Consider the following 11015-nt stretch of genomic DNA (forward strand, 5'->3'; position numbering starts at 1 on the left):
CCTCCGGGGAAATGCTGGTGCCTCCGGCCGGAATCGAACCAGCGACACGGGGATTTTCAGTCCCCTGCTCTACCAACTGAGCTAGAGAGGCAAATGGCGACGCGGAAGGGACTTGAACCCTCGACCTCCGGCGTGACAGGCCGGCGTTCTAACCAACTGAACTACCGCGCCATTTTGGTTTTGGGTCAGACCCATGGTGGGAACAACAGGGCTCGAACCTGTGACATCATGCTTGTAAGGCATGCGCTCTCCCAGCTGAGCTATGCTCCCCTGTTGGCCGCTCTTGTCAGACGGCGAAAGTTATTATAGCAAGCACTTCCCGTTCTGTCAACACTAAAATCAAAAATTTTCATTTTTTCTTTCCCGTCCGCCGGGAAGGGGCCGGAGCGCCCCTCCCGGACGGGAAAGAAATCAATCCTCGGTGGCCTCGGCCAGCAGGTCTATCAGCTCCTCTTTGGAGAAGTGGTAGACCTTGTCGCAGAACTGGCAGGTGAGGTCGGCAGAGCCCTCCTTGTCGATCATGTCTTGAAGCTCGGCCTTTCCCAGACTGATGACGGCCTGGGAGACCCGGTCCCGGTCACAGTAGCACTTGTAGGAGACGGGGACCCGGGAGAGCAGCTCGGGTTCCATGCCATCCAGCAGCCGGGAGAGCACGCCGGCGGCGTCGGCCCCCTGCCGGAGGACCTCAGTGACCGGGCCCAGTCGGCGGACGGCCTCCTCCAGCCGGTCGATGGTGGAGTCGTCGGCGCCGGGGAGGAGCTGGAGCATGTAGCCGCCGGCGCAGAGGACGGACTGGTCGGTGTCCACCAGGACCCCCAGGCCGCAGGCGGTGGGGGTCTGTTCGCTGGCGGCGAAGTAGGCGGTGAGGTCTTCGGCGATCTCGCCGCTGACCAGGGGGACGCTGCCCACGTAGGGCTCCTTGAGGCCAATGTCCTTGATGAGGGTCAGAAAGCCGTCGGTGCCCACGCCGGAACCCACATCCAGCTTGCCGGGGGCCTTCAGGGGAAGCTCCACTTGGCCATTTTGCAGGTAGCCCCGCACGTTGCCGTCCGAGTCAGACACGGCGATGATGCTTCCCAGAGGTCCGCCCCCCTTGATGCGCAGGGTGACGGAGCCCTTCTCCTCCTTCATGGCAGCGCCGATCATGGAGCAGCCCATGAGGCTGCGGCCCAGGGCGGCGGTGGCCAGGGGGGAGAGCTTGTGGATCTGGCGGGCGCGCTCCACCAGATCCTTTCCAGTGACGGCGATGGCCTTTACGGCCCCATCGCCGGTAATCATGCGTACAATTTCATCCATAGATGCTTATGATTCCTTTCGGGCTGCAAAAAATATCCGGTCCTCGCCGGGTCTTGGAGACCGCAGCTTCCGGTCACCATAGACGTGAATGTGGGAAAAGCCGGCCTGACGGAGCATGCCGGTGAGCTCCTCCCTGGTGTAGGCCCGCTCCTGGTGGACCTCCTCCTCCCGCCGCCAGAGTCCGTCGGGCTGACGGAAAAAGAGGTCGAAGCCGTAGGTGCAGATACGGCTGCGCCGGGCATAATCGGCCCGCCAGACGCAGTAGGTGTCCTCCGTCTCATCGATGAACATGCCGCCGTCCAGTCCCTCCAGCTTCTCCGGCGTGTTGACGTCAAAAAGGAAGAGACCGCCGGGCATCAGGAAGAGGTGGACCCGTTCAAAGGCCCGGAGCAGATCCCGGGGGCGGGTGACATAGTTCACGCTGTCCAGGCAGCAGACGCAGGCGTCGATGGTGCCGTAAAGGTCCAGCTCCTCCATGGGCTGCTGGAGAAACATGGGGGGGATGACGCCGGTGAGAGCCCGGGCCTTTTCAGCCGCCACCGTGAGCATCTCCGCCGACAGATCCACCCCGATCATCTCATAACCCCGCTGGGCCAGCAGGCAGGTCATGGTGCCGGTGCCGCAGGCCAGGTCCAAAACGGTGTGGATGGGGATGGAGCAGCGGGCGAAGTGCTTTTCCAGATAGTCGGCCCAGGCGTCGTGGTCCACGTCCGTGGTGAGGGCGTCATACCGGAGGGCCAGGGACTCGTAGCTGCTCATGCCTCGTCTCCGGCCTGGGCCCGGAGCTCCTTGGCCCGGGGCAGCACCTGCCGGTATCCGTCGGCGCCGTAGTTCAGGGCCCGGTTCACCCGGCTGATGGTGGCGCTGCTGGCGCCAGTGCGTTCCAGAATATCATTATAGATCATGCCGTCATTGAGCAGAAGGGCAACCTCGAAACGCTGTTCCATGGCCTTCAGCTCGGCCACGGTGCACAGGTCCTCGAAGAAACGCTTGCACTCGTCCAGATCCCGCAGAGTCAGGATGCTCTCATAGAGCAGGTCGCCATTCTCTTTGGTTTTTTTCGTCATAAGGGGAAAACACCCTCTTTCGTAGTCCTGAGCCCGCCAAACGGGCCCTGTGATGTTGGCGGCGGGTCCCTCCTCCCGGGGGAGGCTGTACCAGTTCAATTTTACTACACCGGTTTATCGAAGTAAAGGATAAAATGAGGCAGTGTCCCGCTTTTGGGGGGCGCATAGACTGAAAAGAGGAGGGATGACCGGTGTGGAAAGACATATGCTGGAAGGAGAGCCTGGATCGGGAGGGGGAGCCGGTGCTGGAGCTGGAGCTGGCGGTCCCCCTGCCGATGGAGGAGGACCGGGGGGCGGTGCGGATGGGACGCTGGTGCGCCCGGCTGGGTGCGGTGTGGTACCGCTGCTGGGCGGGAGCCTTCTATCAGTCGGCCTGCGCGGCCTGGACGGAGGCCAGGGCCCAGGCCCGTCCGTTTCGCCCCTGGGAGGCCGGGCTGACATGGAAGCTGACCCGGGAGGACAACAAGGTGTGCAGCCTGTGGCTGGAGGGCAGGGAGCGGCGGGGCGGCGGGGAGACCCGGACGGTGCGGACCACCATGACCTGGACCCGGCGGGACGGTCTTCCCCGCACCCTGGCCCAGTGTTTTCCGGCATCGGAGCCCTGGCGGGAGGAGGTCCTGGAGCAGATTCGGTCCCAGCTGGAGGAGCGCAGGCGAGAGGGTGTTTTCCTGGCCCGGGACGCTGGGGACCGGGCGGCGGTCCGCTTTGACCCGTCCCGGTTCTTTCTGACGGATACCGGTCCGGTCCTCTATTATCCCATGGGGGCGCTGGGGCCGGTGAGCAGCGGCATCCTGGAATTTGCGCTGGATGAAAACCTGGGAACAGATCGTTCAAATGGCCAGAAAAATCCTGGAAAAGCCTAAAAATGGAAAATTTTTTCTTGCATCTCTAAGGGCGATGGAATATAATACATCAGTTCACGGAACGTGAAAGATACAGGAGGGAACCACAATGGTCAAAGCGATCGTGGGCGCCAACTGGGGCGACGAGGGCAAAGGGAAGATCACCGACCTGTTTGCGGAGGGATCTGACGTTGTCGTCCGGTTCCAGGGCGGCGCCAATGCCGGCCATACCATCATCTGCAACTATGGGAAATTTGCCCTGCATCAGCTGCCGTCGGGCGTTTTTTATCCCCATATCACCAATATTATCGGAAATGGCGTGGCGCTGGACGCGCCCAAGTTTCTGGAGGAGCTCCGGCACCTGCGGGAGGGCGGCGTGCCCGCCCCCCACATCATCATCGACCAGCGTACCCAGGTGCTGATGCCCTATCATGTGCTCCAGGACCAGTACGAGGAGGAGCGGCTGGCCGGTCACGCCTTCGGCTCCACCAAGTCGGGTATCGCCCCCTTCTACGCCGACAAATACGCCAAGTACGGCATCCAGGTCTGCGAGCTCTTCGACGAGCCCCGCCTCATGGAGCGGCTGGAGCAGGTCTGCGCCATCAAGAATGTGCTCTTCGAGCACCTCTACCATAAGCCTGCGGTGGACCCCAAGGCCCTTTTTGACCAGATCACCGGCTGGCGGGATCAGATCGCCCCCTATGTGGGCGACGGCATGGGCTTTGTGAAGGAGGCCCTGGCTGAGGGCAAACGGGTCCTGCTGGAGGCCCAGCTGGGCGCCATGAAGGACCCTGACTTCGGCATCTACCCCTTTACCACCTCCTCTCACACCCTGGCCGGCTTCGGCTGCATGGGGGTGGGGGTGGCTCCCCAGGACATCAAGAGCATCACCGCCGTCACCAAAGCCTACTCCAGCGCCGTGGGCGCAGGCGTTTTCGTCTCCGAGCTCTTCGGCGGCGAGGCGGAGGAGCTCCGCCGCCGGGGCGGCGATGCCGGGGAGTACGGCGCCACCACAGGCCGGCCCCGCCGGGTGGGCTGGTTTGACGCCGTGGCCACCCGCTACGGCTGTAAGGTCCAGGGCGCCACGGAGGTGGCCCTCACCGCCGTGGATGTGCTGGGTTATCTGGATGAGATCAAGGTCTGCACCGGATATGAGATCGATGGGAGGATCACCCGGGACTTCCCGGTCACCCCGCAGCTGGAGCGGGCCAGGCCGGTTTATACCACCCTGCCCGGATGGAAGTGCGACATCCGGGGGGAGACCGATTACAGCCGCCTCCCCGGGCGGACCAAGGATTACGTGGACTTTCTGGAGCGGGAGATCGGCGTGCCCATCACCATCGTCTCCACCGGTCCCAAACGCCATGAAATTGCCTATCGAAGGTAAAAATGCTTTTGTTAGAAACGTGCAGAGAACATCTCTGCACGTTTTTTCTGTTTCAACGACAAAACTGTAAATTAGTTACAGCGGGAGAAAGCGTGAAACGGCTAAATTGGTGGGACCACTTGAGAAGGTCCGTTTTTGGCCACTTTTCGACTCAAAAAGTGACGATTTTTTCTCCACTTAATATACAAACAGGCGTTGCGAACAGTGGAACAGAGACGGAAAAACAGGGAAAAACGCGAAAAAGCAAAAAGGAAAGAAACGGCGTAATGATTGGGCTGCAGCGGGTTTGAGGGCTTTTGGTTGAAGGGCGAGAGGGTCAGTTGACAAACGGCGTTTTTCGTATATAATGGGAACCGAAATTGTGAACAAATTGTGTTGGGGTTTGTTCATGGTTGCAAATGATTAAGGAGGGAAACGCATGTTCAAAAAGTTTACCAATGGCTGCGTACGGGTCGTCAACCGCTGGCTTCCTGATCCGTTCCTGTTCGCCGTCATCCTGACTGTTGTGGTCTTTGTGGCCTCGATGGTGGGTACCCAGCAGGGCCCTGTGGACCTGGTGAATGCCTGGGGCAATGCCAAGGGCTTCTGGGGTCTGCTGTCCTTCTCCATGCAGATGGCTCTGGTGCTGGTGCTGGGCTCTGCCATGGCTTCCGCCAAGGTCTGTAAGAAGATCCTGGGCGCCATTGCTTCCATCGCCAAGGACAAGAAGAGCGCCATCCTGGTCACCACCTTCGTCTCCACCGTCTGCTGCTGGCTCAACTGGGGCTTCGGCCTCATCGCCGGCGCTCTGCTGGCCAAGGAGGTCGCCCGCCGTGTGAAGGACGTGGACTACCCCCTGCTCATCGCCTCCGCCTACTCCGGCTTCGTGATCTGGCACGCCGGTCTCTCCGGCTCCATTCCCCTGCAGATGGGCGCCGAGGGCGGTACCGAGATCCTGGGCGTGGCCTATTCCGCCCCCATCACTTCTACCATCTTCCACCCCGTGAACCTGGGCATGGTGCTGGTCATCCTCATCCTGATGCCCCTCATCAACTACGCCATGCATCCCGATGCGGCCCACACCATCACCGTGGACCCTGCCCTGCTGGTGGAAGAAGAGGAGAAGGTCTACACCATCGATACCCCCGCTGAGAAGATCGAGCACAGCAAGATCCTCTGGGTCATCACTCTGGTGCTGGGCTTTGCCTATATCATCTACTACTTTGCCACCAAGGGCTTCAACCTGGACCTGAACATCGTCAACATGATCTTCATGTTCCTGGGTATCCTGCTCCACGGCGATCTCCGCAAGTACGTGGACGCCATCGGCGAGGCCGCCGGCGGCGCTGCCGGCATCCTGCTCCAGTTCCCCTTCTACGCCGGCATCATGGGCCTGATGGTGGCCGCCAATCCCGAGACCGGTGTCTCCCTGGCCTCCATCATCGCCAACTTCTTCACCAATATCTCCAACAACATCACCTTCCCCATGCTGACCTTCCTCTCCGCCGGTATCATCAACTTCTTTGTTCCCTCCGGCGGCGGTCAGTGGGCTGTGCAGGCTCCCATCGTGATGCCTGCCGCCACCGAGATGGCCATCGACTATGGTCGTTCTGCCATGGCCATCGCCTGGGGCGACCAGTGGACCAACATGATCCAGCCCTTCTGGGCTCTGCCCGCTCTGGGTGTGGCCGGCCTGTCCGCCCGCAACATTATGGGCTACCTGGTCATCGTCCTGCTCTTTACCGGTGTGGTCGCCTGCGGCGGCTTCCTGGTGTGGGGCCTGTTCTTCTAAGCATCAAAACCCAACGAGCCAAAAACCGCCCGGACCAGAGGTCCGGGCGGTTTTCTATGTTCGAGGGGGGCGGCACCAAAGCCGGCCGGGTACATAGAATGGAGTGAGGCGGAGCAAACCGCCCTGCCTTTGACCAACGCCATTTTAGGAGGTATTGCAATGCCTGAAAAGGTCGTGCCTGGTCCCGTGCAGGACAGCGCCTGCATCCGGGAGGCCGTGTGCATACACACCAAGAAGATCTTCGACAGCTGCAAGGAGGAAGATATAGCACTTTATAAACAAATATTCCGATGACCAGAAGGGAATGGGGGAGGCACTGGGTCAGTTGGCGTTGAGGTCGAAGTGGAGGCGGAAGTCGGTAGGCTTGCTCTTTTTGTCCTTGGCATACCAGACCACCTCGAACACACTCCGAAGCAGGGCGTTTCGGTGGGCCGGATCGGATTCCTGATAGGCGTCCAGCACAGCCTGGATGCGGGCGGCCAGGACCGCCGGATCTGTCAGTTGGGCGGCGTGGATAGCCCGCTGGAGGGAAGCAATCTCTCGCTCCAGCAGAGAAAGCCGGGCCTTTACCTTCTCCATGCGCTCCCGGAAGGTGGGCACGTCGTAGACCCCCTGCTCCAGCAGGTCGTAGAGCCGTCCCTTCTGCACCTCGGTGGCCGCCGCCTCCTTCTGAAGGGTCTCCAGACGGGCCTCTTGGTAATCGGTCCCCTTGACCGCCACCGCCGGCTTGGCCACAGAGAGCTCCGCCAGCAGTTTGGACAGGTGGTCCAGGATGGCCTGCTCCACCAGGTCGAACTTGGCGCTGGCACAGCAGCCGGGGGTGTTGCACAGCAGATAGGGCTGCTTGGTGCCCACCGCCATGCGCTGCATGTGGCGCCCACAGTTGGCGCAGCGGACCAGCCCGGCTAGGGGGCTCCGGACGGTACCGTCGTTGGAGGCCGGGATATACCGGCCCGCCATCACCGCCTGGGCCTTGTCGTAGAGCTCTCTGGAGACGATGGCGGGGTGGAGACCGTCCACGATGGTCCACTGCTCACGGGGCTGGTAGATGGTGATGTGCTTGGGGTTGCCTTTACTGCCCTTGCGGATGTGCTTCTTCTGGTCCCAGACGATTTTACCGGCATAGGTGGGATTTTTGATGATATTGGCCACAGAACTCCGGCTGAAGGCATCGGTGCGCCGGGGCTTTGCCCCCAGGGAATTGATGTGGCGGGCGATGGAGACGCACCCAAAGCCGTCTACATACATTTCGTACATCATGCGGACGAACTTGGCCTCCTCCTCCACGATCTCCAGGGTGGGCTTACGGTCCACGGTGACTTTCCGGTAGCCGTAGGGGGCGTTGGCCACGTAGCAGCCGTCCTGGATGGTCTGGCGCAGGCCGCGGCGCAGGCGCTTGTTGATGATCTTGTACTCCCGGCGGGACATGAAGGTCTTGAACTCCGCCATCTCGTCGTCCAGATCATCGGAGAGGTCGTAGGTCTTCTCCGGGGTGACGATGAGGGTGCCCGACTCCCGGAAGGCGTCCAGGATGATGCCCTGGTCCTTCATACGGCCCCTGGAGAGCCGGTCCAGGTCCATTACCAGCACGGCGTCATACTTGCCCTCCTCCACGTCCTCCAGCAGCCGCAGCATCTCCGGACGGGCGTATAGGCTCTCGCCGCTGACCACCTCGTAGTAAGTCTCAATGATGTGGACTCCGTGGGCGGCAGCATACTCCGCCAGGGCCTTTCGGTGCTTGGAGAGCACCTCCTCTGTGTCCATACCCTCCTCCATCCGGGACTTGCGCAAATATTGGGCGGCATCCATAGTATCACCTCGCTTTAGAATAGGACAAATGTTCGGCAATAATTCATCATGTCAATGTTTAGCTTTGCACTAAATTTGGCTGGGCGTTTGTAGTCCTCCAAACTGTATGCTATAATAAAAATAGTCAGACATGGCCCAGCCAAACGGCGGAGGCTGTTTCGTATCCTCCGACTCTAGGAAAGGAGGATCTGCCTATCGTGGTAACCTATTCCGACCTGTTTCTTTTCGGGACTTTTGTGGTCAGCGTCATTGAACTTATGATGAATGTAAAAAAGAAGTGATCGCCGGGACCCTGACAAGTTCGGCGACCACTCCAAGCACATAACAGGGCTGGCCATGTCTGACACAATGCCCCTGTCTTTATTTTAGCCGCTTGAGGCGGCGCTGTCAATCGAAACAGGGGAGTAAGAGGCCGGGGCCTGGGTGGCCCCGGCCTCGTTACGTTCTGTCAGTCGCCGTAGTGGGTCCGGCACTGGGCGATCTCCACCCGGCCCTCCCGAATGCGGTAGACCAAACGGTGGGTGCCGTCGATGCGGCGGCTCCACCATCCGCTGAGGTCGCCCTTCAGGGCCTCCGGCTTGCCAATGCCGGTATAGCCGTTCCGGTCCACGTCCTTGAGCAGCTGGTTGATCCGCTTCAGGATCTTCCGATCCTGCTGCTGCCAATAGAGGTAGTCCTCCCATGCCTCTTCGCCCCAGATCTTAACCATCCTCCACCTCGAGCAGTTCGTGGGCCGAGCCGCCGGCGGCATCCAGCTGAGCCACAGCACGGCGCAGGTGGGACTGGTTCACTGCGGAGAAGAAGGGATCCATGCTCACCTCGAAGGGGAGACCGTGGCGGTAGACACACTGCTTGAGGAACATGGTGGTGGCGGTGGTCATATTCAGGCCCAGGTCATTGAACAGGGACTCGGCGTCCTTCTTCAAATCGTCGTCGATGCGGATGTTGAGATTGGCCATACGATCAGCTCCTTTTGGGATAGTATAACACAATGTACGCACAACATCAACATGGATTCGGCGTCCAACATGGACACCGTTTATTCTATTTATTTTTGTGCTTGGATGTACGCAAACATACAACTTTTGCGCTTGTTTCCTCTTAGATTGAAACATCCCTTCGAGAGGAGACCTGTATATGGCACAGAAGGATAATCTGACCGAGGCGCTGGCGCTGTTCCGGCAGCTCCAGGAGGAGAAGCAGCTTACTTGTCTTGCGCATCTACGATCCCTTTCAGCTGGGCCAGTACCAGAGACTGTTGCTCAGGCGTGAGTCTCCCAAACAACTGAACAAACTCCGCTTCACGCCCGTTGGCCGGTTGGTCAGCGGGCTTTTTTTCATCACCAGTCAGGAGGTATTCCACTGAGGTTTCTAAAGCTTCGGCGATTTGGGGGATACGCTTCATATAGGACTCCGATTTTCGGCGACGCCATTCGCTTACTCTTTGGGGCGCAATATTTAATGCATGGGCAAAATCTCTTTGTTCTTGGTACTTTTTATTCGCTAATTCAAAGATTCTGTCGACAATGTCCATCGCAATCACCCCCCTTAGTCAGTTTTAATAAATCTTTGCAACAATAATTGTGCAACAAACTAATAATCACGAAAAACGTGTTTTGTGATTGACAATCACAAAAATCAGGATTATGCTTATGCCAGAGGTTGACAAGAGGTCAGCAGGGGAGGGAATAGAAAAGGCAAGCAACCGAAGCTGCTTGCCTGATGCTTTGGATGAAAATAGGTGGGGCGACACTCCCACATCTCCACAAATGGGCGACGGCTGCCCGTTCCGTCCTCTATTTCCATTCAAATCATTCTACGCTTTTTGCAACTATACTATACCACATTTTTGACTTTTAGTCAATCTTCTTCAGTGTGCCCTTTGCAATGTCAGTGTGCCCTTTGCAATGTAATTGGAAACCCGCCTGGGATTAAGTACATAAAGCGAACGTGCGAAATATACACCCCGCCCGGAAAGACTGACAGCTACCTTCACATACTCACCGTCAATCAGAAATTCCTTGACGTACTCAATGGAGCTGTCGGTTGGATTTGTACCGACATAATCAGGATAGGCGAGAATGTTGATCAGCTCAGTGCCATACTTTGCAAAATCAGAGGGGTGAGAGCTCCTCATATGCTCCAGGTTGGAGTCACCAAGGTAGATGTTTGGGTTTACAGGCGCGGCAAGGCCCAGTAGCTTGGCCACCTGCGCGGTTACTTTTCCAACGACCCTTATGGCTGACCACTCCCTTGCCCCTGTTTCCTGCGGGCCAGCTTCATCTCGATGAGAAGTTGGATCTCCTCCTGGTCCTCAGGTGAAAGCATCTCCAGCTTTTGAAGAAGGTCTGGGTTCGACGAGGATTTCTGGTCAGTGGGTGCGATTTTATGCGGAGGGGCGGTGTCCCGCAGGCGTATTTCCCCCTTGATGTGTGGGATCGGGTCCCCGCATATGTCCTCTTCGGACACATCAAATTTTGCGGCGATCATGGTGACGGTCCGCTTCTGGGGCCGGGAAACTCCGCTCAGCCAGTTGGCCACAGAGGACGGAGAGCAGTTGAGCTCCTTCGCCAGCTGATAGTTGGTCAGGCCGTAATGCTCCATGAGATATTTCAGGTTTTGTGCAAAGCCCATAAAATAAAACCTCCGATTTTGGAATATAGTATTCCAAAGTTGGAATATGCTTAGGCCAGAGGTTGACAAGAGGTCAACAGGGGGGAGGTGACATAAATGAGGTGCGAAAACTGTTGGGTCCTTAAAGTAAAGGATGAGGAGATCGAGCAGCTGAAACGACAACAAAAGGCGACGCTCGAAACCATGCAAATGGCTTTTACCCTTGTTTC

At 58.6% G+C, this 11015-nt stretch carries 12 protein-coding genes and 3 tRNA genes; 3 read left to right on the forward strand and 12 right to left on the reverse strand.

Annotated features, from left to right (window positions below; all coding sequences use genetic code 11):
* Positions 1-15: 15 nt before the first annotated feature.
* The 6 genes from Q0Y09_RS11655 to Q0Y09_RS11680 form a co-directional block, all read right to left on the reverse strand.
* Positions 16-91, reverse strand: a tRNA-Phe gene (locus Q0Y09_RS11655).
* 3 nt (positions 92-94) lie between these two features.
* A tRNA-Asp gene (locus Q0Y09_RS11660) sits at positions 95-171 on the reverse strand.
* A 23-nt stretch (positions 172-194) separates the two neighbouring features.
* Positions 195-270 (reverse strand) — tRNA-Val (locus Q0Y09_RS11665).
* Between the two features lie 141 nt (positions 271-411).
* The gene (hslO, locus tag Q0Y09_RS11670; protein ID WP_297721811.1) at positions 412-1296 is read right to left on the reverse strand and encodes an Hsp33 family molecular chaperone HslO; all 885 of its coding nucleotides are present in this window, start codon (positions 1294-1296) and stop codon (positions 412-414) included.
* A gap of 6 nt (positions 1297-1302) precedes the next feature.
* On the reverse strand, positions 1303-2055 hold the full coding sequence (locus Q0Y09_RS11675; protein WP_297721814.1) for a class I SAM-dependent methyltransferase: 753 nt from the start codon (positions 2053-2055) through the stop codon (positions 1303-1305).
* Entirely contained in the window at positions 2052-2363 is a 312-nt protein-coding gene (locus Q0Y09_RS11680; protein ID WP_297721817.1) for a YerC/YecD family TrpR-related protein, read from the reverse strand. Before Q0Y09_RS11680 ends, Q0Y09_RS11675 begins: the two co-directional genes overlap by 4 nt.
* Positions 2364-2554: 191 nt before the next feature.
* Between Q0Y09_RS11680 and Q0Y09_RS11685 the strand changes: the two genes are divergently transcribed.
* The 3 genes from Q0Y09_RS11685 (at position 2555) to Q0Y09_RS11695 (ending at position 6363) form a co-directional block, all read left to right on the forward strand.
* A complete protein-coding gene (locus Q0Y09_RS11685) occupies positions 2555-3226 on the forward strand; it encodes a hypothetical protein (RefSeq protein WP_297721820.1) in 672 nt (223 codons plus the stop codon).
* Positions 3227-3314: 88 nt separating this feature from the next.
* The gene (locus tag Q0Y09_RS11690) at positions 3315-4592 is read left to right on the forward strand and encodes an adenylosuccinate synthase (RefSeq protein ID WP_297721823.1); all 1278 of its coding nucleotides are present in this window, start codon (positions 3315-3317) and stop codon (positions 4590-4592) included.
* 418 nt (positions 4593-5010) lie between these two features.
* Entirely contained in the window at positions 5011-6363 is a 1353-nt protein-coding gene (locus Q0Y09_RS11695) for a short-chain fatty acid transporter (protein ID WP_297721826.1), read from the forward strand.
* 321 nt (positions 6364-6684) lie between these two features.
* Here the strand turns inward: Q0Y09_RS11695 and Q0Y09_RS11700 are convergent, their stop codons facing one another.
* The 6 genes from Q0Y09_RS11700 to Q0Y09_RS11725 all read right to left on the reverse strand — a co-directional run bounded on the left by Q0Y09_RS11700 (position 6685) and on the right by Q0Y09_RS11725 (position 10806).
* The gene (locus Q0Y09_RS11700) at positions 6685-8172 is read right to left on the reverse strand and encodes a recombinase family protein (protein ID WP_297721829.1); all 1488 of its coding nucleotides are present in this window, start codon (positions 8170-8172) and stop codon (positions 6685-6687) included.
* A 448-nt stretch (positions 8173-8620) separates the two neighbouring features.
* On the reverse strand, positions 8621-8881 hold the full coding sequence (locus Q0Y09_RS11705) for a Txe/YoeB family addiction module toxin (protein ID WP_297721832.1): 261 nt from the start codon (positions 8879-8881) through the stop codon (positions 8621-8623).
* Positions 8874-9131 carry a type II toxin-antitoxin system RelB/DinJ family antitoxin gene (locus tag Q0Y09_RS11710; RefSeq protein WP_297721835.1) on the reverse strand — a complete coding sequence of 86 codons (258 nt, stop codon included), beginning with the start codon at positions 9129-9131 and terminating at the stop codon, positions 8874-8876. Before Q0Y09_RS11710 ends, Q0Y09_RS11705 begins: the two co-directional genes overlap by 8 nt.
* Before the next feature lie 245 nt (positions 9132-9376).
* A complete protein-coding gene (locus Q0Y09_RS11715) occupies positions 9377-9706 on the reverse strand; it encodes a helix-turn-helix domain-containing protein (RefSeq protein WP_297721838.1) in 330 nt (109 codons plus the stop codon).
* Positions 9707-10042: 336 nt separating this feature from the next.
* Positions 10043-10411, reverse strand: a complete 369-nt coding sequence (locus tag Q0Y09_RS11720) for a PBECR2 nuclease fold domain-containing protein (protein ID WP_297721844.1) — start codon at positions 10409-10411, stop codon at positions 10043-10045.
* A complete protein-coding gene (locus Q0Y09_RS11725) occupies positions 10408-10806 on the reverse strand; it encodes a helix-turn-helix transcriptional regulator (RefSeq protein WP_297721841.1) in 399 nt (132 codons plus the stop codon). The genes Q0Y09_RS11720 and Q0Y09_RS11725 overlap by 4 nt, the downstream gene beginning before the upstream one ends.
* Positions 10807-11015: the final 209 nt, after the last annotated feature.

Source organism: Intestinimonas sp. (assembly GCF_026169115.1).
Taxonomy (GTDB): domain Bacteria; phylum Bacillota; class Clostridia; order Oscillospirales; family Oscillospiraceae; genus Intestinimonas.